This window comes from Nocardioides flavescens, from assembly GCF_009823805.1.
Lineage (GTDB): Bacteria > Actinomycetota > Actinomycetes > Propionibacteriales > Nocardioidaceae > Nocardioides > Nocardioides flavescens.
This window is the reverse complement of record NZ_WUEK01000013.1, coordinates 23,269-43,194: the sequence shown is the minus strand read 5'-3', so window position 1 is coordinate 43,194 and position 19,926 is coordinate 23,269. Positions and strand designations below refer to the sequence as shown.

Genomic DNA, 19,926 nt, shown 5'->3' with positions numbered 1-19,926 from the left:
CAGTCTGTCCCACGGGCCAAGGCAGGCGGGGACGAACGGGCGCTCAGTCGCAGGAGAGCACGGCGCAGCGGGGGTACGCCGCCCGGCTGGGTCGGTAGGCCGTCTCGAAGTGCTGGGTGTCGCTGAGGCCGTAGGCCCACCGCAGCCCGTGGCGCACCATGATCCGCACGACCGGGTGGCTGCGCGAGCGCCAGGCGACCCGCGGGTGCGAGCGCGGCTGCCACCAGGCGTTGGGCACGATGCCCCGGGCCGAGCGGAACGGGTTCTCCCAGGTGTTGACATCGAGGGAGCCGCCCCAGGAGTGCGGCGAGCGCACGCCGGGGCGACCGGTCACGTCGCGGCAGTTGAACGCCGAGGTGTTGCCCGCGGCCATCGAGGCGTAGTCGTCGCCACCGCGCGAGCGGCCCGAGAAGCCGAAGCGGTCGACGCGCCACATCGAGCGGATCGGAAGCCGGGCGCGGTACATGTCGGCGAGCGCACCACGCATCCGCTCCATCGCGCCGGTGGCGGCGACCAGCTCGCCGCGGCGGCGGTAGCCGTCGTAGTCCCAGTAGTTGATGCGCAGCAGCCGCAGCCCCTCGCGCCCGACCGGGCACCCCGGGTGCCAGCTCACGCCGGTCATCTCGTCCCACACGTCGTCGGGGATCGTGGTGACGACCGGGTTGGGCCCCTCGCCCACGGCGTGGGGCTGGTCGGGCAGCGAGATGCGCGGGCGCGGGGCGCCGGCGGGCAGGCGCACCCGCTCCCCGGGCGGGAGGTTGTCGATGCTGTGGGGCCGGCTGGTGGCGCCGTCGACCCACTCGAGCGCCTCGGCCCGGGCGCGCCAACGGCTGTCGGTGCGCGGCTCGACCTCGAGGCGGGCGCGGCCGGACGCATCGGTGGTGACGACCTCGACGACCTGCCACCGCTTCCCGACCCGCTGCTCGAGCCGCACCTCGCCGCTCACCGGCCCGCCGTCGTTCGTCGTCCAGCGCACCCGCAGCGTCGCGGTGCGCTCGTCGACCACCGTCCTCGGAGCCCGCAGCCGCAGCCGGCTGGCGACGCGTTCCAGCGGGGCCACGACCACCGGACTCGCGGCCGGTGCCAGCGACGCGTCGCCGGCGTACGACGCGCGGAAGGCGTTGTCGGCGCTCGCCTGCGCCAGCGGCGCCGACGTGACCGCGCGGCCGCTCGCGTCGGTGGTGAGGGTCGCGACGGCGACCCACGTGCCGGCGTGCGACCGCTCGAGGAGGACGGGGGCGCCGGCCACGCCGGAGCCGTCGGCACGCACCAGCTGCGCCGTGACGGTCGAGGCGGCGCCCGCGGTGCCGCCGGTCGCGGTCAGGGTGAGGCTGGTCGGCTCGGCCGCTGACGCGGCGGGCGAGAACAGGCCGGTCGCGACCGACGCGAGGACCGTGGTCACGAGGACCAGCAGAGCCGTGGGGGAGGGGCGCACTCCCGGAGTCTGACGACCCGACCTGTGAGCGGGGCCTCGACACTCTCACCCGACTGGTCGGTTTCGCCGCTCGGGGGACCGGGCACCAGACCTGTGGCCCGCAGGGTCTTCGTCGGGGGACGGAACTGCTGCGAAGGGACTGTCTCGTGAGTGAGGGAATCGTCGTGTCTGGATGGGAGCGGATGTCGTGAAGCTGCTGCGCGCCGACAACTTCGCCTTCGTGCTGCTCTGGGCGGTGCCGACGATCTCGTTCGTCCTCGCCATGCTCTTCGGGGGCGGCACTCCCTAGCTCTCGTCGCCGACGTCGGGGCTTGGGAGGCCTCGGACATCGACGTGTGTCAATATCGACGCATGTCGATGTCCGATGCCGGTGAGCCCCTCGCGTGCTGCACGTCGCTGGCGCGTGAGCCGATGAGCTCCGAGCGGGCCGGCCAGGTGGCCGGGCTGCTCAAGGCGCTCGCCGACCCGGTCCGGCTGCGGCTGGTCTCGCTCGTGCTGTCCTACGAGGGCGGTGAGGCGTGCGTCTGCGACCTGCTGCCGGCGTTCGACCTTTCGCAGCCGACGATCAGCCACCACCTGAAGGTGCTGCACGAGTCCGGGCTGCTCGAGCGTGAGAAGCGCGGGGTGTGGGTCTACTACCGGGCCCGACCCGAGACGCTCGAGGCCCTGGCGCGGCTGTTCACGGCGGAGGGTCTCGCGCCCGCGACGCCCGCGGTGGTCGGGGCGCCGGCGTGAGCGACACCGTCCGCGACGCGCCCGTGTCCGCGGACGACGCGGCCGTGCTGCAGCGGCTCTCGACGCTCGACCGGTTCCTGCCGGTGTGGATCGTGCTCGCGATGGTGGCCGGGCTCCTGCTCGGCCGGCTCGTGCCCGGTCTCGACGAGGCCCTCGCCGCCGTGGAGATGGGCTCGGTCTCGCTGCCGATCGCCGTCGGGCTGCTCGTGATGATGTACCCGGTGCTGGCCAAGGTCCGCTACGACGAGCTCGGCCACGTCACCGCCGACCGTCGGCTGCTCGCGACGTCGATCGTCCTGAACTGGCTCGTGGGGCCCGCGCTCATGTTCGCCCTGGCGTGGTTGCTGCTGCCCGACCTCCCGGCGTACCGCACCGGGCTGATCGTCGTCGGTCTGGCCCGCTGCATCGCGATGGTGCTGATCTGGAACGACCTCGCCTGCGGCGACCGCGAGGCCGCCGCGGTCCTCGTCGCGGTCAACGCGGTCTTCCAGATCCTGGCCTTCGCCGCCCTGGGGTGGTTCTACCTCGAGGTCCTGCCCGGGTGGCTCGGGCTCGGCGACGGGTCCGCCGACGGGGGCCTCGACGTCTCGGTGTGGCACATCGCCGGCTCGGTGCTGGTCTTCCTCGGCATCCCGCTCGTCGCCGGCTTCCTCACCCGCACGCTCGGCGAGCGCGCCCGCGGCCGGGAGTGGTACGAGACGCGGCTGCTGCCGCGGATCGGCCCCGCCGCCCTGTGGGGGCTGCTGTTCACGATCGTGGTGCTCTTCGCCCTGCAGGGCGACACGATCACCAGCCGGCCCCTCGACGTCGCCCGCATCGCGCTGCCGCTGCTGGCCTACTTCGCCCTCATGTGGGGCGGCTCCATGCTGCTCACCCGGGCTCTCGGCTTCGACTACGAGCGCGCGACGGCGGTGTCCTTCACCGCGGCCGGCAACAACTTCGAGCTCGCCATCGCGGTCGCGATCGGCGTCTTCGGCGTCACCAGCGGCCAGGCCCTCGCCGGCGTCGTCGGCCCGCTCATCGAGGTCCCCGTCCTGGTGGGGCTCGTCTACGTCAGCCTGTGGGCGCGACGCTTCTTCACGACCGCTCCCGGGAGGACCGCATGAGCTCCGACGTCCCCGATCTCGTGCCCCAGGTGGTGTTCGTCTGCCGGGCGAACGGCGGCCGCTCCGTCGCCTCCCGGCTGCTCACCGAGCACTACGCCCAGGGCCGCGTGCGCGCGCTCTCCGGCGGCACCGAGCCCGGCGAGCACATCCACCCCGAGGTCGCGGCCGTCCTCGAGCAGCTCGGCCTCGACACCAGCCGCGAGACCCCCCAGCTCATCACCGTCGAGACCGTCGCCGCCAGCGACGTCGCCATCACGATGGGCTGCGGCGACGCGTGCCCCTGGTCGCCGAGCACCCGGATGCTCGACTGGCCCCTCGACGACCCCAAGGGTCAGGACGACGCCACGGTGCGTCGCATCGTCGCCGACATCGACGCCCGCGTGCGGGCCCTGGTTGCCGAGCTCGTGCCCGGTCACGAGCTGCCGCCGTCGGTGATCGAGCCACGGTCGGCCTGAGCGTCGAGCCTGCCCGGGCAGAAAGAGGCGGCGAGGTCGCGTCCGGTTCGGGCACGATGGCGCCGTGGACGCAGATGCGCGCGAGCTGGCCCTGTCGGTACGTCGCTTCCTCGACGAGGTCGTGCACTCCTCGGCGGTCGACGCCGAGTCGGCGGGACCGAGTCTGTCCGACCTGGTGGACGCCCACCTCGGCGCCGCGAGCTCACAGCTCCCCGTCGTGCGCGAGGAGGTGCCCGAGCACCAGTTCGTCGACCTGGACCTGGTGCTCTCGATGCTCGCCGAGGACGGCGGCGGGGAGGAGGTCATCGGGGTCAGTGGCGGCGAGCAGCGCGGTCACCACGGGTTCGGTGAGCTGCTGAGCGGCACCTACGGCAGGTTCGGCGTGGGAGCGGTCGACCGGGTCAACTGCGCGACCGGGCCCGACACCAGCCGTCGAGCCGTGGGCTTCGGCGTCCGGCTGCTGCGGTGGGAGGACCGGCCCGTCGCGCTGCTGCAGCGCGCGAGCATGCGCCACAGTGGCTACCCGGCAGGCATCGAGGTCGTGTGCACCGACGAGGAGCTGGTCGCCCGTTTCATCGCCGAGGTCCGGCGGCTGATGGTCGAGCACAGCGTCCTGCGTGGGCAGGTGCTGTCCTTCTCCGGCTCGCCGTACGAGCAGCAGAACGCCGGGGTCACCTTCCTCCACCGGCCCCGGGTCGCGGCCACGGACGTCGTCCTCCCGGACGGTGCCCTGGACCGGATCGCCCGCCACGTCCTGGGGGTCGGTGCGCACGCGGGACGCCTGACGAGCTCGGGCCAGCACCTCAAGCGCGGAGTGCTGCTGTACGGCCCGCCTGGCACCGGGAAGACCCACACGGTGCGTCACCTCGTCGCCCGGGCCGAGGGCAGCACTGTCGTCCTGCTGGCGGGCCAGTCCCTGGCGTTCGTGTCGATGGCGGCCCACCTCGCGCGAGCGATGCAGCCCGCGATCGTGGTCCTCGAGGACTGCGACCTGGTCGCCGAGGACCGAGGCATGGACCCCGGCCAGCGGCCTCTGTTGTTCCAGTTGCTGGATGCGATGGACGGCCTCGACGGCGACGCCGACGTGGTGTTCCTGCTGACCACCAACCGCGCCGACCTGCTCGAGCGGGCCCTGGCCCAGCGGCCCGGGCGTGTCGACCTGGCGGTGGAGGTGCCGTTGCCGGACGAGGCCGCCCGCCGCGCGCTCTACCGCCTCTACGCCAGCGGTCTGTCCGTCTCGGACGAGGTGCTGGACGAGGCGGCGTCGCGGACCCCGGGTGTCACGGCCAGCTTCGCCAAGGAGTTCCTGCGCCGCGCCGTCCTCCTCGGCGCGGACGCCGGACGCGAGGTCACCGACGCCGACGTCCGCGATGCCTTGGACGAGCTGCTCTCGGACTCAGAGCAGCTGACCCGGAGCCTGCTGGGGTCGGCTCCCGGCGACCAGAGCCGGGGCTAGGTCGCCGTCTCGTCACCGACTGCGCTGAGGCGACCGGTGCGCGGTCACGAGGGCGGCCGCGAGGAGCGCGACCGCGACCGCTCGCACCCAGTCCAGCTGTCCCAACCAGGGCGAGGAAAGTGCGTCGAGGACAGGTGAGCTCGAGGTCCACCGGAACTGCGCCCAGCCGATCGCGAAGGTGCCCGAGGAGAGGGTGCCGAGCACTCCCCCCGCCAGGCCGAGACGACCCGAGACTCCACGCGGTGCTCGTCGTGCGCCGAGCACCGCGGCACTGAGGAACGCCACCGCCTCGAGGCCGAACATGAGAGTGAACTTCAGGGCCGGGTAGGAGATCTGCACGACGTCCACCGCGCGGACACCAACCACGGGCGTTCACCTCAGGAGAGGAGCCGACCCACGGCCACGACCACCGTGCAGACGGCCAGGAGGTAGAAGGGCCAGGCGGGTTCTCGGCGCGCCCGTGCCCGGCGGGCGAAGTGGAGCGCGGCGACCAGGACCACGACGGCCAGCCCGAGCACCAGCACGTCGACGACGTCGTACAGCACCAGCGACCCCGACCCACCTGCGCTCCCGGCCGTCACGGAACAGAACCCTAGGGCGCGGAGCGGAGGACCGTCAGGAGTCCCGCGCTCACCGTCGAGGTCGCGTCGAGGTCGCGCTCATCGGCTCGGGGGCACCACACGATGGTCGGGTGGACCTCGACCTCAGGTGTGCCTACGGGCCGACACAGCACAGCTGGGGATCGTGCACGGGCGGTGCGCTGCCCCGCGGTGGGGTCCTGCACCACCAGCTCGTGGTGTTCCCTCCAGGGGTCACCGACCGCGAGCGCGCCGCGCTCCGCCGGCTGTTCGCCTGGCCGGTGACCGGCACGGCGCTGGCGGTCGCGATCACTCTGACGCTGGCGTCCGTCGTACCGCTCGTCACGGCGCTGGTGGCGGCGGCCGAGAGGGCCCACGCCGCGGGGACCCTCTCGGCCGTCGACCTCGAGCTGCTGTGGGGGCGTTCCACCGCTCGGCGGCAGCGGTCGGCACGGGCCGCGCCGGGGCGCCGGCCCCGTGAGCCCATGCTCGGTCAGGCCACGAGCTCGCGGCGCTCCTCGGTGCGGTCGACGCGGGTGATGGTGAGGTAGGCGACGGTGGCGGCGATGGTGACGAGGAAGACCACGCTGGTGATGAGCGTGCCGAGTCCGAGGCCGCCGTCCCCGCGGGGCGAGGCCAGGAAGTCGCCGATGTTGGCACCCAGCGGCCGCGTCAGGACGTAGGCCAGCCAGAAGGAGAGGACCGGCCCGGCGCCGGCCCTCCAGGCGACGACGACGGCCAGGATCAGGCCGGCGGGGAGCAGGATCGAGGCACCCGGCGACCAGCCGGTGAGCTCGAGGGTCCAGTCGCCGACCGCGGTGCCGAGGGCGAAGGTCACGAGGACCACCAGCCAGTACCACCCCTCGCGCTGGGTGGTGTTGATGGAGTGGATCGACAGGGTGTGCTCGCGGGCGTACCAGACCGCGAAGACCGCGGCGAGGAGCACGGCGAAGACGGTGCTGCTGAGCGCCAGGGGGACGTTGTGGGCGTCGGTGAGGTTGTCGGTCAGCAGGGTGCCGACGACGCTGATCAGCACGACCGCCAGCCAGTAGACCCCGGGCACGTAGCGACGCAGCCGGAACTGCACCACGAGCACGGCGACCAGGGCGACGGAGAACAGGACCGTGGTGTTGGTGAGGCCGAAGCCGAGGGTCTCGTTGATGTAGTCGGCGAAGCTCTCGCCGACCGTCGTGCAGAGGATCTTGATGACCCAGAAGAAGACGGTGACCTCGGGGACCTTGTTGAGCATCTGCCGCCCGGTCCAGGGCGCTGTGGTGGTCGTCATGGAGCGAGGGTGGGGGCCGCAGCCTGCACACGACCTGACTACGTCCCCGACGGTCTCGAGACCCCCGGGCCGACGTACGGAGTGCGCCCGAGCAGCCGGGTGACGAGGATGCCGCAGGTCGTCATGGCCAGGGCGATCGCGGCGAGCACGACCAGCTGGAACTGCGCGGCCTGCGCAGGGCTCGCCCCGCCGAAGAGGGCGCCGACGAACGCACCGGGCAGGGTGACCAGGCCGGTGGAGCGGGTCTGGTCGAGGTTGGGCAGCAGCGACTCGCGCACGGCCTCCTGGCCGACCTCGAGGTGGGCCCGGGCCGGCGTGGCGCCGAGCGAGAGCCAGGCCTCGATCTCGTCGCGGCGGTGGTGCGCGCCGCGCAGGAAGTTGCGACCCGCGAGCGTCGCGGCGCTCATGGCGCTGCCGATGACGATGCCGGCGACAGCGACGACGTAGCGGGTCTGCAGGTCGACGAGGTGCAGCGCGAAGACCAGCGCGGTGCTCGTCGTGGCGCCGACGCAGACGCCGAGGACGGCGATCCGTCGCCCGTGCCACAGCTCGCGCAGGCGGCCGGCCGACGTCCACGACGCGGTGGCGAGCATCAGGAGGACGAAGGCCACCACCGTGCCCTCGACGGTGAGGATGCCGCGCAGCAGCAGCGCCACGACGCTCAGCTGCACCACGGCGCGCAGCAGCGACGTCAGCGGCGCCCACCCCAGCCCGACACCGGCGACCCGGCCGAGCGCGACGGTGGTGCCGACGACGACGAGGAGCCCGGCGCCGAACCCGCCGAGGTCGGTCAGCGACGGCACCCGGGCAACCTAATGGCTCCCGGCCCCGACCAGCTCCCGCGCCTCGCCGTCGTGCGCGGCGTCGTCGGCCGCATCACGACCCGTGAGGCGGCGTACGGCGAGCGAGACCGCCACCGGCACCAGGGAGAGGGCGACGACGCCCACGACGACGAGCTCCACGTGGTGCGCGACGAAGGGCACCCCGCCGAGGAAGAAGCCAGCGAGCACGACGCCCGCGGCCCACAGGACCCCGCCGACCGCGTTGCGGGTGGTGAACCGGCCGCGCGGCATCGCGGCGGTGCCGGCCAGGAACGGCACGAGGGTCCGCACCACCGGGACGAAGCGGGCCAGGACGACCGCGCGGGAGCCGTGCCGCTCGAAGAAGCGCTCGGCCCGGGCCAGGTGGGCGGGGGAGAGGAACCGGGAGGCGCGCCCGCTGAAGACCCGGGGACCGAGACGTCGCCCGAGGGTGTAGCCGAGCTGGTCGCCGAGCACGGCCGCGACCGCCACGACCGCGATGACCACCGCGACGGGCAGGTGGATCACCCCCGAGGCGACGAGCAGCCCACCGGTGAAGAGCAGGGAGTCGCCGGGCAGGAAGAACCCGAGCAGCACCCCGGACTCGACGAACACCACCGCGGCGAGCAGCGCGACGGCGCCGGTGCCCAGCGCCAGCATGAGGGGGGTGAGCAGCACGGTCATGACGCCACGCTAGGGACGCCCACCTGCACGCCACCTGACTGCGAGGCTCAGCCCGAGAACCGGCTCGCGAGGCAGTCAGGTGCCGTGCAGGTACGCCGGGCGACGGTGGGGTCATGGTGTCGTCCGTCCTCGCGCCGCAGCGCCCGGCGCAGGTCCGGGTCCGCGACCTCGGGAGGTACGCCGTGCCGGCCGCGACCGTCGCCGCCGTCGCGGCGCGGCTGCCGTTCCTCACGCTGCCGCCGGGTGCGGACGAGGCGGGCTTCCTCCAGGTGGGCGCGCAGTGGTCGGGTCCCGGGTCGTCGCTCTACGGCGACTACTGGGTCGACCGGCCACCGCTGCTCATCGCGCTCTTCCGGGCGGCCGCGGCCGCTGGCGGGGTCGTCCCGCTGCGGCTGCTGGGCTGCCTCGCGGCCGCGGTCGTCGTAATGCTGGTGGCGTGGACGGCACGCCAGGTCGGGGGACCGCGGGCCGGGAGGTGGGCCGCCCTGGTCGCCGCCGCGCTGGTGGTCTCGCCGCTGACGGGCGCGCTGGAGGTCAACGGCGAGCTGCTCGCCGCGCCGTTCGTGGCGGCCGGCGTGGGTGCGAGCGTCGCCGCCGTCCGGACCGGCCGCGTCCGGTGGGCGTGGGCCGCCGGGGCGTCCGGCGTCGCGGCCCTGCTGGTGAAGCAGAACTTCGTCGACGTCGCCGTCTTCGGCGCCGCCCTCCTCGCGGCCTGCGTGCTCGGCCACCACCTCACCCGCCGCGCGGCCGGGCGGCTCCTCGTGCACGCCGGTCTCGGAGCCTCGGCCGCGGCGCTGGTCGCGGTGGCCGGGACCGTGTCGCTCGGGACGTCGCCCTACGCCGTCTTCGAGGCGACCTACCCCTTCCGCCTGGCCGCGGCCCGCGTCGTCGCCGCCGGGGGCAGCGAGTACGCCGCGCACCGCCTCGGCGGCTTCGTCGAGGCCTGGCTGGGCAGCGGCCTCGCGCTGCTGACCGCGTGCCTCGTCGTCGCCCTGGTCCGCTCCCGCGGCCGCGACCCCGTCCTGGCCGCGCTCGGCGCCGCCGCAGCCTTCGACGCCGTCTCGATCGGACTCGGCGGCGGCTACTGGCTGCACTACCTGCTCCAGCTCGTCGTGCCGCTCTCGGTGGCCGCGGGCCTGGTCGCCACGAGCGGCGGCCGGTTCGTGCGGCTGCTGCCCCGCGCCGCGCTGGCGACCGCCTCGATCGCCACGGTCGGCTCGCTGGCCGTGACCGCGGTGCACCCGCCGTCCTCCGACGGCGTCGACATCGGCCGAGCCATCGCCGCGAGCGCGGCGCCGGGCGACACGCTCACCACGCTGTACGGCGAGCCGCAGGTCGACCTCGCCGCCGGCCAGCGCTCGCCGTACGAGCACCTGTGGAGCCTGCCGGTCAAGACGCTCGACCCCGACCTGCGCGAGCTCGACCACGTCCTCGACGGCCCCGACGCGCCCACCTGGCTCGTCGTCACGCACCACGTCTCGTCGTGGGGGCTCGACGCGCGCGCCGCCGAGGCCGTCGTGAGCGCCCGCTACCACCCCGTCGCCACCCTGCACGGCCAGACCGTCTACCTGCTCGACGGAGTCCGCCGGGCCACCCCCACCCTGTCCCACCCGCCGACCCAGGAGTCGCCGTGAACACCCTCGTCATCGTCCCGACCTACCAGGAGGCCGGCGGCGTGGTCCGCGTCCTCGACGCCGTGCTCGCCGCGGCACCCGAGGTCGACGTCCTCGTCGTCGACGACGCCAGCCCCGACGGCACCGGCGACCTCGTCGCGGCGCACCCGGCGTACGGCGACCGGGTGCGGCTGCTACGTCGGCCGGGACGGTCCGGCCTCGGCTCGGCCTACCGCGACGGCTTCGCCTGGGCGCTGGCGCGCAGCTACGAGGCGGTGGTGGAGATGGACGCCGACCTGTCGCACCCGCCCGACGAACTGCCCCGGCTCGTGGCCGCACTGGCCGACGCCGACCTGGTCATCGGCTCGCGCTACGTGCCCGGCGGGAGGACCGAGGGCTGGCCGTGGCGCCGGGCCGTCCTCTCGCGGCTGGGCAACGCCTACGTCCGCGGTGTCCTCGGCCTCGACGTGCACGACGCGACCGGCGGCTACCGCGCGTTCCGGGCCACCACCCTGCGCGCCATCCGGGTGCTCAGCGCGGAGTCCGACGGCTACGCCTTCCAGGTCGAGACCACGTGGCGGGCGGACCGCCACGACCTGCGGATCGTCGAGGTCCCCATCACCTTCACCGACCGCACCGTGGGCCGGTCGAAGATGACGGCCGGCATCGCTGCCGAGGCTCTGGTCCGGGTGGCCCGCTGGCGTCTCGGCGAGCTCACCGGACGAGGCCCTCGCGCCTCGGCGCGGTCGCTGGTCGGCGGCTGAGGCGACCGTGGCGAGGCGGACGCCATCGCGCTGCGACTCAGCAGCCCGGCGGAGCCAGAGTCCACGAGCGCCACAGTGTGTGGAGACCGACGACCAGCCCACCGATGGAGGCCGAGGGGGTGTCAACCGAGCAGGCGCACCTGCTCGGCGTGGTGGCGACCCTGAGCAGCCAGCCCGCCGCGCCAGGAGAACGTCACACGCTGGCCTTCCTCCAGGAACCGGTAGCCCTCGGCCTGGATGTCTGAGAAGTGGACGAAGAGCACTTCGCCGTCGTCAGCGGTGATCCGGCCGTAGCCCTTGTCCGGCTTGAACCAGCGCACGGTCCCGGCACGCTCCACTCCACGTAGGTCGACGCGGCGGATGTCCAGATCGCTCTCCACAGCCTCGAACCTAGGCAACAGGTCTGCTGCCAGCGTGCCCCAGGTCGCTGACCGCCGAACGCATGAACGATCACGCACGACGGCCCAGTGGCACGCCTGATCAGACGTACGGCCGGGCCGTTCGTTCATGTGTTCGGTGAGGCCTCAGGCGGTCTCGGGGAATTCCAGAGCGGCGCCGACGACGGGACCCGCACCATCGGCCTGCTGCTGCGGCTCCCGCGCTGGCTGTCGCGCCGTGTGCTCGGGACCGAGTGGTTCCGCGAGGTCGGCCGTGATCCGGGCGGCGTGGTGCTCGACGACGTCTTCGCCAGCCTGCGGTAGCGCCAGGTCGACCCGGTGACGCGGGAGTGGTGGCCCGCCGGGATGGGCACTCCACAGGGGTGGACGCAGGTGCGAGCAGGGCCCGACGGTGGACCAGGAACGTCGTGGGCTTCGTCGTGGGGTGCCTGGTCTGGTGGGCCCTCATGACGTTCGTCCCGACCGACGGCTGGGGACTGCCGGTGCGTGTGCTGATGGCGGCTCTGGTGGTCGCGGGCGTCGTCGTGCTCGTCTGGGAGGCCGTGGTGGAGTTCCGTCGCGGTCTGTCCGGGGAGGACGAGGACGCGCGGACGAGCTGAGTGTGCCCCGGCCGGGTCCCTGCGGCGCCCGTCCGGTCCGGTCACGGATCCCGTGGCTCCAGCGCCCGCGGTTGAGTCCGCCGCTCGCGCGTCGACGTGTGGGTCGAGACGAGACCGAACGCCCCTGACGCGACCAGCAGCCCGGCGAAGCCGAAGCCCACGATGACGAACCAGTTCGTGAGAGGCAGGCTGCCCCTTGAGAGGTCGAAGACCAGGTACAGACCGACGACCACCTCGCCGATGGAGCCCGCGCGCCCGAACGGCTGATAGCGCAGTGCCGTGCGACGACGCTTGCAGTACAGGGTGAACACGAGGTGCCCGGCTCCCTGGGCGCTCCGACGGGGCCCGCGGCTGCCCTCGAGTTGTCCACGTGCGGTCACACTTCGTTCACTTCCCCCGCCTGGATTTCGCCCTAGATTCCCCCCGTGGCCGAACCGGCGGGACGTGGCAACAACAGGGACCTGTCGGAGTTCGGTGGATCGACGCGGTACGTCGTCGACGGGGCTGTGTACGCCCCCACCTGCTGGCCACGTTTCACTCCGGGTTTCCTCGACGACCTGTGGGGCGTCGTGATCGTCATCGTCGTCGCCCTCGCGCTCCGCAACTCGCGCTTCGGGTGGACCGTTCGAGTGACCCGGTGCAAGTTCCTGCGATGGCGCAACGTCCTGCTGGAGCGTTATCCGAACGAAGCCGAGGCCACCGCGCGCTACGAGGAGATCGTGCATGAGCTGTCGCGTGGTCGGCTCCCCGCCGGCGCGAGCAGCGGTCAGTCCAGGCTCTTCGCTGGGCGTGAGAGGACGTCAGCAGGTTTCAAGCCGCAGGCGTAACGTCGAAAGGGTCGACACTGACTCCTGAGGGACGCCTGCGTGTGGAGATCGTGATGAAGGGAACAGCGGTCGTTGCCGCGCTCCTCGTCTCCGTGGCCGCTTGCGCTGGGCACGCGAATGAATCGGGCCGCCATGATCCGACAGCAGACCGCGCAGGATCGCTCCTCGGTGGTTCGGAACCCTCGTGCGTCGAGTCCTACGGCCCGCAACGTGTATCTCGCCGTGCGTTTGCTTTCGATGGCGAGGTGGTCGAGATCGGGCCGTCCGTCACGGCCCGTGGGCAGGGCACGGACCTCGACCTCGTGGGCGTGACCTTCGAGGTGCGTGAGTGGTTTTCCGGGGGCGCGGGTGGCATCGTCACCGTCGACCTGCAGGGGGCAGCGGGCTCCTCCTCGAACGCGGAAGTCGCAGATGGATTCGACATCGGCTCTCGCCTCTTGGTGAGCGGCGAGCCCCGGTGGGGAGGCTCTGCGCTGGAGCAACCCATCGCCTGGTCCTGCGGTTTCACCCGCTACTACGACGCCGAGACAGCAATGGCTTGGCGAGAGGCGACTCAATCCTGACCCCGTTGCGGCCCCGAGCCAGGGGAGCGGCACGGTCGGCCGCGTGGGGTGTGGCTGTCGACCGATCGCCTCGCCCTCACATGGCTCGGCTGCGAGGGCGGCGCTCAGCGCTGTCATCCAAGGGGCGGCGGTCGGTCTCGTCATGGGACCGGTGCTGCGGCGAATCAATCGGTGCAGCATCGCGGCCATGGGCGACCTCCCGCCTGCTCGGCAGCGAGTGGTCCGTCGGGCGGCGATGCGTGGCCCGGTGCCCGACGACCCGGAGGTGCGGGCAGCGTCGCAAGCCTTCGTCGAGCACCAGATCTCGGCGATCGGGAGGCTGTGGTGGGCCGTCCCGATGTGGGTGGTCTTCATCGGGCTCAGCTGTTGGCTGGCCGTGGTCGAGACTGCCTGGTGGAGCCTGGCAGGGCTCCCCTTCGCGGGGTTGTTGGTCCTCCACCTGGGGACGACCCGGCGGCTCCGACGCCGTCGAGAGCTGCTCGCCGCGTGAGGGACGTCGACCCGGGTCGGAATGAGCGTGACGGCCAGCCGAGCGGAGACGCTGAGCACTCCACGTCACCCACGGCGGATGCCCTCATCTGCTGACCCCCTCCGTAGTCCGCGATCGGGCTGTCGCTGCTGAGCGCATGAAGGATCACGCGCAACGGCCCGGCCGTTCGTTCATGCGTTCGGCAGGGCCTCAGGCGGTCTCGGGGAACTCCACTCCGGTGTTGGCGTGGCAGCGGTAGCCGAAGGGGTTCTTGGCGAGGTACTGCTGGTGCGGCGCCTCGGCGTAGAAGTACGGCGTCTCGCTGGCCGGGCGGAGCTCGGTGGTGATGGTGCCGAGCCGACGACGGGTGAGCTCCTCGCCGTAGACCCTCGTGAGCTCGCGGGCGGTCTGCTCCTGCTCGGGGGTGGTGTAGTAGATCGCCGAGCGGTACTGCGTGCCGACGTCGTTGCCCTGGCGGAAGCCCTGGGTCGGGTCGTGGATCTCGAAGAAGCGCTTGACCAGATCGGCGTAGCTCACGACCGAGGGGTCGAAGACGATGCGCACGGCCTCGGTGTGGTTGGTGCGACCGGTGCACACCTCCTCGTAGGTCGGGTGCGGGGTGGTGCCGCCGGCGTACCCGACAGAGGTCGACCAGACGCCGGGCAGGCCCCAGTAGGCCTCCTCGGCGCCCCAGAAGCAGCCGAGGCCGAAGACGGCGACCTCGTGGCCCTCGGGGACCTCGTCGGTGATGATCGGGGTGCCGAGGACCGCGTGCCGCTCACCCACCGGGAACGGCCGGTCGCCGCGGCCGGGCAGGGTCTGCGACGGCTCGAGCAGCTCGGACTTGGCGCGGGAGAAGATGGACACGCTGACCTCCAGTCGTTGGTGGTGACGAGTCAACAACACCGTTGGTGAGCGGAACCTTCCCTGCTGGCAGGTCTCATCGAGCCGGCCCCCGTGGGAGCAGACCTGGTGTCGCGCGGATCTGGCAAGGCGGAGGAGCCCGCCGTGGCGGGCCACGGCGGGCGACGACAACGCCGCCCAGATCCGATGCGACACCGGGTGGGCGACCGCGCGGGACGGATCGATGGGGCCTAACCTCGGGAGGTGACCCAGGACAGCAACGTGGAGAAGTCCGGTTTCGAGACGCGTGCGATCCACGCGGGCTGGGAGCCCGACCCGACGACCGGCGCGGTGATCCCGCCCATCTTCGCCACCTCGACCTACAAGCAGGACGGCGTCGGCGGCCTGCGCGGCGGCTACGAGTACAGCCGCTCCGCCAACCCCACCCGCACCGCCCTCGAGGAGACGATGGCGGCCCTGGAGGAGGGGGAGCGCGGCTTCGCGTTCGCCTCGGGCCTGGCCGCCGAGGACACCGTGGTGCGCGGCCTGCTCGACCCGGGCGACCACGTCGTGCTGCCCAACGACGCGTACGGCGGCACGCACCGGCTCTTCGACAAGGTCGAGCAGCGCTGGGGCGTGGCCCACACCCCGGTCGCGCTCTCCGACCTCGCCGCCGTCGAGGCCGCGATCCGCCCCGAGACCAAGATGGTCTGGGTCGAGACGCCCACCAACCCGCTGCTCGGCGTCGCCGACATCGAGGCGATCGCGCAGCTGGCCCACGCCGCAGGCGCGCTGCTCGTCGTCGACAACACCTTCGCCTCGCCGTACCTCCAGCAGCCGCTGACGCTCGGCGCCGACGTGGTCGTGCACTCGACGACCAAGTACGTCGGCGGGCACTCCGACGTCGTCGGCGGGGCCGTGGTCGTGCGTGACCTCGAGCTCGCCGAGCGCGTCGGCTACCACCAGAACGCCATGGGTGCTGTCGCCGGCGCCTTCGAGTCGTGGCTGACCCTGCGGGGTCTCAAGACGCTGGCCGTGCGCATGGAGCGCCACTGCGACAACGCCGAGCGGATCGTGGAGTTCCTCGAGGCCGACTCCCGCGTCGTCGAGGTGCTCTACCCCGGCCTGGCCGGCCACCGCGGCCACGAGGTCGCGAGCCGGCAGATGAAGAGGTACGGCGGGATGGTGTCGTTCCGCGTCGCCGGCGGCGAGGAGCAGGCGCTGGCGGTGTGCGGCGGTGCCGAGGTCTTCACGCTGGCTGAGTCGCTGGGCGGCATCGAGTCGCTCATCGAGCACCCCGGCCGGATGACCCACGCCAGCGTCGCCGGCACCGAGCTCGAGGTGCCCGCCGACCTCGTGCGCCTCAGCGTCGGCATCGAGACCGTCGAGGACCTCGTCGCGGATCTCGACCGTGCCCTCGGCTGACCCGCCCCCGCTCGCGGTCTGCGTCGACTTCGGCTCGACGTTCACCAAGGCGCTGCTCGTCGACGTCTCGGACGGAGCCTCGGACGGCGACGAGCGAGGCACCGTGGTGGCCTCTGCCGAGCACCCCACGACGATCGGCACCGACGTCCTCGACGGCTTCGACGCCTGCCTGACCGCGCTGGTGGCCGCCGACCCGCGGGCCGCGGACGCCCCGGTGCTCGCCTGCTCGAGCGCCGGCGGCGGGCTGCGGATCGCGGTCGTCGGCAACGAGGAGCTCGTGACCGCCGAGGCCGGGCGCCGCGTGGCGCTCTCGAGCGGCGGCAAGGTGGTCGAGGTGGTCGCGGTCGCGGGTCGTGTGCCCGACGCCGACCTCTTCCTCGCTCTGGAGCACACGAGTCGACCCGACGTCGTGCTGCTCACCGGCGGCACCGACGGCGGCAACGGCGAGGCGCTCCTCGCCGCGGCCCGGGGCCTGGCCGGCGCCCGCTGGGCCGGACCGGTCGTGGTGGCCGGCAACGCCGACGTCGCCGACGAGGTCGCCGCCCTGCTGGCCGCGGCGGACGTGCCGCACGTCGTCGCCGACAACGTCGTGCCGCGCATCGGCGTGCTCGCCCCGACGGCGGCGCGCGCCGCGATCCGCGAGGTGTTCCTGGCCCACGTCATCGGCGGCAAGCACCTCTCGCGCCGCGACGGGGGAGCGGCGTTCACGGCGATGGTCCGCGGCGCGACCCCCGACGTCGTGCTCACCGGTGTCGAGCTGCTCGCCGAGGAGGTGGGCGAGGTCGTCGTCGTCGACGTCGGCGGCGCCACCACCGACGTGCACTCGGTCGTCGAGCTCGACCCCGAGACCGGCGAGCTCGCCCGCGACGTCGTGGCCCCGACCCCGGTCACCCGGACCGTCGAGGGCGACCTCGGCATGCGCTGGTCGGCCGTCTCGACCGTCGCCGAGGCCGGGCTGCCCGAGCTCGAGCCGGCGGCCGTCGTACGCCGCGACGAGCCGGGGTGGCTGCCCGCCACCGACACCGACCTCGACGACGACGAGGCCATCGCCCGCGCCGCGGTCGGCCTCGCGCTGCGCCGCCACGCCGGCCGGTCCAAGGTGGTCGTGAGCCCCGAGGGGCGGGTCGTCGAGCGCACCGGCGTCGACCTGCGCGAGGTCGACCTGCTGGTCGGCTCCGGGGGCGTCCTGCGCCACGGCCGCGCCGGGGTCGCCGACCGCGTGCTCGCCACCTCGGTCGGCCACCACGGCGACTGGCAGCTGCCCGAGCGGGCCCGCGTCGTCGTCGACAACGCCTACGTGCTCGCCGCCGTCGGGCTGCTGGCCGGCGAGCACCCGGCCGCGGCTCGCGCCCTCGTGAGGTCGCTGCTGCCCCACGACGCCAGGGCTAGGGTGACGACGTGAGCGAGCCGGACGACTCCGCCCGAAGGACCCGCTCACCCGAGGCGGGCGTGGCCGGGCGCCTCGCCCAGCAGTGGGCGGCCATGCGCCGCGCCGAGCGGGCCCCCGAGCCGCCCCCGGTCGTGGTCGCGGGCGGCACGTCCAACTTCAGCCGCGCCGAGGTGCCGTACGGCGTCGACCTGGCCGCGGCCTGGTCGTGGCGGCTGCTCGTCATCGCCGCCGGCATGGCGCTGGTCGGCTACCTCGTCTCGTTCTTCGCCGTCGTCGTCATCCCGGTCGTCGTCGCGCTGCTGATCACCGCGCTGGTCTCGCCGCTGGTCGAGCGGCTGACCCGGATCGGGCTGCGCCGGGGCCTGGCGTCGTTCCTCGTCGTGGTGCTGACGATCGGCGCCGTCTCGCTGCTGCTGACCTTCGCCGGCCAGCAGGTCGCCAAGGGCGCCAGCGACCTCGCGGACTCCACCGTCGCGGGCCTGCAGGAGATCAAGGACTGGCTGCGCGACGGCCCGCTGGCGGCCAGCGACTCGCAGATCAACGACGTCATCAAGCGGGCGCAGGAGACCATCACCGAGCAGTCGCGCGAGGGCGGCGTGGTGACCCGGGTGACCGAGCTCGGCACCGCCGTGGGGCACGTGTTCGCCGGCTTCTTCATCGTGCTGTTCTCGACGTTCTTCTTCCTCTCCGACGGCCGGCGCATCTGGGCCTGGCTGGTCCGGCTCTCCCCGCGCGCCGCGCGCGAGCGGGTCGACAGCTCGGGCCGCGTCGCCTGGATCTCGCTGACGCAGTTCGTGCGCGCCACGGTCATCGTCGCCGCCGTCGACGGGGTGCTCATCGGTCTCGGCGCGGCGTTGCTGTCGGTGCCGTTCTCGCTGGCGATCGGCGTGCTGGTCTTCCTCGGCGCCTTCGTGCCGATCATCGGCGCGACCGTCGCCGGCACCGTCGCGGTGCTCGTCGCGCTGGTCGACCACGGCCCGGTGCGGGCGCTGCTGATGCTCGGCGTGGTCATCCTCGTCCAGCAGCTCGAGGGCCACGTGCTGCAGCCGTTCCTCATGGGCCGCTGGGTCTCCGTGCACCCGCTCGGCGTCATCCTCGCGATCGCCGCCGGTGTGCTCACCGCCGGCGTCGCCGGCGCCCTCGTCGCCGTGCCGCTCGCCGCCGCGGTCAACGCCGTCGTGCAGCACCTGGCGTCGTTCTCGAGACCGGGTGAGGACCCGGTCGAGGGGCTCGCCGAGGACCTCGACCGACCACCCGACGAGCTCGACCGGCCGGTGGACGAGTGAGCGACCCGAGCGCGCAGGTCTCCCTCGCCGACGTCGAGGCGGCCCGCGAGGTGCTGCGCGGCACGTCGGTCCTCACGCCGATGGAGGAGTCGCGCTGGCTGACCGCGCTGTGCGGCGACCCGGTGTGGCTCAAGTGCGAGAACCTCCAGCGCTGCGGCTCCTTCAAGATCCGCGGCGCCTACGTGCGCATCTCGCGGCTCACCGCCGACGAGCGCGCTCGCGGGGTGGTCGCCGCCTCTGCCGGCAACCACGCCCAGGGCGTCGCGCTCGCGGCGTCGCTGATCGGCATCCGCTCGACCGTCTTCATGCCCGAGGGCGCGCCGATCCCGAAGGAGAAGGCGACCCGGGGGTACGGCGCCGAGGTGGTCTTCCACGGCCGCTACCTCGAGGAGACGCTCACCGCGGCCCGCGCGTACGCCGAGGAGACGGGCGCGGTGCTGATCCACCCCTTCGACCACGTCGACATCGTCGCGGGCCAGGGCACCCTCGGCCTCGAGGTGCTCGAGCAGGTGCCGGACGTGCGCACGGTCGTCATCCCGGCGGGTGGGGGCGGGCTGCTGGCCGGCTGCGCGATCGCCATCAAGGAGGCCCGGCCCGACGTGCGCGTCGTCGGGGTGCAGGCGGCCGGGGCCGCGGCGTACCCGGACTCGCTCGAGGCGGGCCGCCCGGTGCAGCTGACGAGCATGAAGACGATGGCCGACGGTATCGCGGTCGGGCTGCCCGGCGACGTGCCTTTCGCCGCGGTGCGCGACCACGTCGACGAGATCGTCACCGTCTCCGAGGAGTCGCTCTCGAGGGCCCTGCTCGCGCTCGTCGAGCGGGCCAAGCAGGTCGTCGAGCCCGCCGGCGCCGCGGCCGTCGCCGCGCTGCTCGACCACCCCGAGCGGTGGGAGGGGCCGACCGTCGCGGTGCTCTCGGGCGGCAACATCGACCCGCTGCTGCTCGGCAAGGTCATCGGCCACGGCATGGCCGCGGCCGGGCGCTACCTCAACCTGCACGTGACCATCCCGGACTCGCCGGGCGGGCTCGCGACCCTGCTGGGCGAGCTCGCCGAGCTCGGGACCAACGTCCTCGAGGTGGCCCACGAGCGCATCAGCCCGCAGCTCCACCTCGACGAGGTCGAGGTGCACGTGCAGCTCGAGACGCGCGGAGCCCCGCACGCGGAGAGGGTGCTGGACCGTCTCCGCGAGCGGGGCTACCGGGTGGTGGGCTGAG

Annotated in this window: 25 protein-coding genes; 16 read left to right on the top strand and 9 right to left on the bottom strand. The window is 73.3% G+C overall.

Annotated elements, in window-relative coordinates; all coding sequences use genetic code 11:
* Positions 1-43: 43 nt before the first annotated feature.
* Positions 44-1,435, bottom strand: coding sequence for a M15 family metallopeptidase (locus tag GRQ65_RS24160; RefSeq protein WP_160879450.1), 1,392 nt, complete (start codon positions 1,433-1,435; stop codon positions 44-46).
* 351 nt (positions 1,436-1,786) lie between these two features.
* On the opposite strand from GRQ65_RS24160, the gene GRQ65_RS18355 reads away from it, so the two are divergent.
* The 4 genes from GRQ65_RS18355 to GRQ65_RS24155 all read left to right on the top strand — a co-directional run bounded on the left by GRQ65_RS18355 (position 1,787) and on the right by GRQ65_RS24155 (position 5,187).
* Positions 1,787-2,170 (top strand): ArsR/SmtB family transcription factor, encoded by a 384-nt coding sequence (locus tag GRQ65_RS18355; protein ID WP_272917760.1) that lies wholly within the window; start codon positions 1,787-1,789, stop codon positions 2,168-2,170.
* Positions 2,167-3,276 carry an ACR3 family arsenite efflux transporter gene (arsB, locus tag GRQ65_RS18350; protein ID WP_337191863.1) on the top strand — a complete coding sequence of 370 codons (1,110 nt, stop codon included), beginning with the start codon at positions 2,167-2,169 and terminating at the stop codon, positions 3,274-3,276. The genes GRQ65_RS18355 and arsB overlap by 4 nt, the downstream gene beginning before the upstream one ends.
* Positions 3,273-3,731, top strand: coding sequence for an arsenate-mycothiol transferase ArsC (locus tag GRQ65_RS18345; RefSeq protein ID WP_160879449.1), 459 nt, complete (start codon positions 3,273-3,275; stop codon positions 3,729-3,731). Before arsB ends, GRQ65_RS18345 begins: the two co-directional genes overlap by 4 nt.
* Before the next feature lie 64 nt (positions 3,732-3,795).
* Positions 3,796-5,187 (top strand): AAA family ATPase, encoded by a 1,392-nt coding sequence (locus GRQ65_RS24155; RefSeq protein WP_160879448.1) that lies wholly within the window; start codon positions 3,796-3,798, stop codon positions 5,185-5,187.
* Between the two features lie 12 nt (positions 5,188-5,199).
* Here the strand turns inward: GRQ65_RS24155 and GRQ65_RS18335 are convergent, their stop codons facing one another.
* On the bottom strand, positions 5,200-5,553 hold the full coding sequence (locus tag GRQ65_RS18335; protein WP_160879447.1) for a hypothetical protein: 354 nt from the start codon (positions 5,551-5,553) through the stop codon (positions 5,200-5,202).
* Between the two features lie 11 nt (positions 5,554-5,564).
* Positions 5,565-5,768, bottom strand: a complete 204-nt coding sequence (locus GRQ65_RS18330; protein WP_160879446.1) for a hypothetical protein — start codon at positions 5,766-5,768, stop codon at positions 5,565-5,567.
* Positions 5,769-5,878: 110 nt separating this feature from the next.
* Between GRQ65_RS18330 and GRQ65_RS18325 the strand changes: the two genes are divergently transcribed.
* Positions 5,879-6,316: a DUF6611 family protein gene (locus GRQ65_RS18325; protein WP_337191862.1), complete on the top strand. Its 438-nt coding sequence runs from the start codon at positions 5,879-5,881 to the stop codon at positions 6,314-6,316.
* Here the strand turns inward: GRQ65_RS18325 and GRQ65_RS18320 are convergent.
* Genes GRQ65_RS18320 through GRQ65_RS18310 form a run of 3 tightly spaced genes read right to left on the bottom strand, consistent with a single transcriptional unit; the run spans position 6,259 to position 8,534 of the window.
* Positions 6,259-7,050: a COG4705 family protein gene (locus GRQ65_RS18320; RefSeq protein WP_237448503.1), complete on the bottom strand. Its 792-nt coding sequence runs from the start codon at positions 7,048-7,050 to the stop codon at positions 6,259-6,261. The two genes, GRQ65_RS18325 and GRQ65_RS18320, sit on opposite strands and share 58 nt — an antisense overlap.
* A 38-nt stretch (positions 7,051-7,088) precedes the next feature.
* Positions 7,089-7,853 (bottom strand): ABC transporter permease, encoded by a 765-nt coding sequence (locus GRQ65_RS18315; RefSeq protein WP_337191861.1) that lies wholly within the window; start codon positions 7,851-7,853, stop codon positions 7,089-7,091.
* Between the two features lie 9 nt (positions 7,854-7,862).
* Positions 7,863-8,534, bottom strand: coding sequence for a DedA family protein (locus GRQ65_RS18310; RefSeq protein WP_160879444.1), 672 nt, complete (start codon positions 8,532-8,534; stop codon positions 7,863-7,865).
* A gap of 113 nt (positions 8,535-8,647) precedes the next feature.
* Between GRQ65_RS18310 and GRQ65_RS22970 the strand changes: the two genes are divergently transcribed.
* Both GRQ65_RS22970 and GRQ65_RS18300 read left to right on the top strand, forming a co-directional pair.
* On the top strand, positions 8,648-10,168 hold the full coding sequence (locus tag GRQ65_RS22970; RefSeq protein ID WP_160879443.1) for a glycosyltransferase family 39 protein: 1,521 nt from the start codon (positions 8,648-8,650) through the stop codon (positions 10,166-10,168).
* A complete protein-coding gene (locus GRQ65_RS18300) occupies positions 10,165-10,911 on the top strand; it encodes a glycosyltransferase (protein ID WP_160879442.1) in 747 nt (248 codons plus the stop codon). The genes GRQ65_RS22970 and GRQ65_RS18300 overlap by 4 nt, the downstream gene beginning before the upstream one ends.
* A gap of 122 nt (positions 10,912-11,033) precedes the next feature.
* Here the strand turns inward: GRQ65_RS18300 and GRQ65_RS22965 are convergent, their stop codons facing one another.
* Positions 11,034-11,291: a cold-shock protein gene (locus GRQ65_RS22965; protein ID WP_439331871.1), complete on the bottom strand. Its 258-nt coding sequence runs from the start codon at positions 11,289-11,291 to the stop codon at positions 11,034-11,036.
* Between the two features lie 87 nt (positions 11,292-11,378).
* On the opposite strand from GRQ65_RS22965, the gene GRQ65_RS18290 reads away from it, so the two are divergent.
* Positions 11,379-11,612, top strand: a complete 234-nt coding sequence (locus GRQ65_RS18290; protein ID WP_202388371.1) for a hypothetical protein — start codon at positions 11,379-11,381, stop codon at positions 11,610-11,612.
* A 104-nt stretch (positions 11,613-11,716) separates the two neighbouring features.
* The gene (locus GRQ65_RS18285; RefSeq protein ID WP_160879439.1) at positions 11,717-11,908 is read left to right on the top strand and encodes a hypothetical protein; all 192 of its coding nucleotides are present in this window, start codon (positions 11,717-11,719) and stop codon (positions 11,906-11,908) included.
* A 41-nt stretch (positions 11,909-11,949) separates the two neighbouring features.
* On the opposite strand, the gene GRQ65_RS18280 is transcribed toward GRQ65_RS18285, so the two are convergent.
* Positions 11,950-12,219 (bottom strand): hypothetical protein, encoded by a 270-nt coding sequence (locus GRQ65_RS18280; RefSeq protein WP_160879438.1) that lies wholly within the window; start codon positions 12,217-12,219, stop codon positions 11,950-11,952.
* A 114-nt stretch (positions 12,220-12,333) separates the two neighbouring features.
* Here GRQ65_RS18280 and GRQ65_RS18275 point away from each other — a divergent pair, with 114 nt between their 5' ends.
* The 3 genes from GRQ65_RS18275 (at position 12,334) to GRQ65_RS18265 (ending at position 13,788) form a co-directional block, all read left to right on the top strand.
* The gene (locus GRQ65_RS18275; RefSeq protein WP_160879437.1) at positions 12,334-12,735 is read left to right on the top strand and encodes a hypothetical protein; all 402 of its coding nucleotides are present in this window, start codon (positions 12,334-12,336) and stop codon (positions 12,733-12,735) included.
* Positions 12,736-12,776: 41 nt separating this feature from the next.
* Positions 12,777-13,298, top strand: a complete 522-nt coding sequence (locus GRQ65_RS18270) for a hypothetical protein (protein WP_160879436.1) — start codon at positions 12,777-12,779, stop codon at positions 13,296-13,298.
* Positions 13,299-13,545: 247 nt separating this feature from the next.
* Positions 13,546-13,788 carry a hypothetical protein gene (locus GRQ65_RS18265; RefSeq protein WP_160879435.1) on the top strand — a complete coding sequence of 81 codons (243 nt, stop codon included), beginning with the start codon at positions 13,546-13,548 and terminating at the stop codon, positions 13,786-13,788.
* A 189-nt stretch (positions 13,789-13,977) separates the two neighbouring features.
* Here GRQ65_RS18265 and msrA read toward each other — a convergent pair whose 3' ends face one another.
* Complete coding sequence (gene msrA, locus GRQ65_RS18260; protein WP_160879557.1) at positions 13,978-14,628, bottom strand: peptide-methionine (S)-S-oxide reductase MsrA; 651 nt, start codon at positions 14,626-14,628, stop codon at positions 13,978-13,980.
* A 246-nt stretch (positions 14,629-14,874) separates the two neighbouring features.
* Here msrA and GRQ65_RS18255 point away from each other — a divergent pair, with 246 nt between their 5' ends.
* From GRQ65_RS18255 to ilvA, 4 genes are read left to right on the top strand one after another with little or no spacing between them, the layout of a single operon-like run.
* A complete protein-coding gene (locus tag GRQ65_RS18255) occupies positions 14,875-16,035 on the top strand; it encodes a cystathionine gamma-synthase (RefSeq protein ID WP_160879434.1) in 1,161 nt (386 codons plus the stop codon).
* Positions 16,022-17,437 (top strand): glutamate mutase L, encoded by a 1,416-nt coding sequence (locus GRQ65_RS18250; RefSeq protein WP_160879433.1) that lies wholly within the window; start codon positions 16,022-16,024, stop codon positions 17,435-17,437. Before GRQ65_RS18255 ends, GRQ65_RS18250 begins: the two co-directional genes overlap by 14 nt.
* Positions 17,434-18,711 carry an AI-2E family transporter gene (locus tag GRQ65_RS18245; protein WP_337191859.1) on the top strand — a complete coding sequence of 426 codons (1,278 nt, stop codon included), beginning with the start codon at positions 17,434-17,436 and terminating at the stop codon, positions 18,709-18,711. The genes GRQ65_RS18250 and GRQ65_RS18245 overlap by 4 nt, the downstream gene beginning before the upstream one ends.
* A complete protein-coding gene (gene ilvA / locus GRQ65_RS18240; protein WP_160879432.1) occupies positions 18,708-19,925 on the top strand; it encodes a threonine ammonia-lyase in 1,218 nt (405 codons plus the stop codon). The genes GRQ65_RS18245 and ilvA overlap by 4 nt, the downstream gene beginning before the upstream one ends.
* Position 19,926: the final 1 nt, after the last annotated feature.

Coding starts and splice junctions, on each gene's coding strand:
- GRQ65_RS18355 (WP_272917760.1), top strand. CDS start 1,787: ATGTCGATGTCCGATGCCGGTGAGCCCCTCGCGTGCTGCACGTCGCTG.
- GRQ65_RS18345 (WP_160879449.1), top strand. CDS start 3,273: ATGAGCTCCGACGTCCCCGATCTCGTGCCCCAGGTGGTGTTCGTCTGC.
- GRQ65_RS18320 (WP_237448503.1), bottom strand. CDS start 7,050: ATGACGACCACCACAGCGCCCTGGACCGGGCGGCAGATGCTCAACAAG.
- GRQ65_RS18310 (WP_160879444.1), bottom strand. CDS start 8,534: ATGACCGTGCTGCTCACCCCCCTCATGCTGGCGCTGGGCACCGGCGCC.
- GRQ65_RS22970 (WP_160879443.1), top strand. CDS start 8,648: ATGGTGTCGTCCGTCCTCGCGCCGCAGCGCCCGGCGCAGGTCCGGGTC.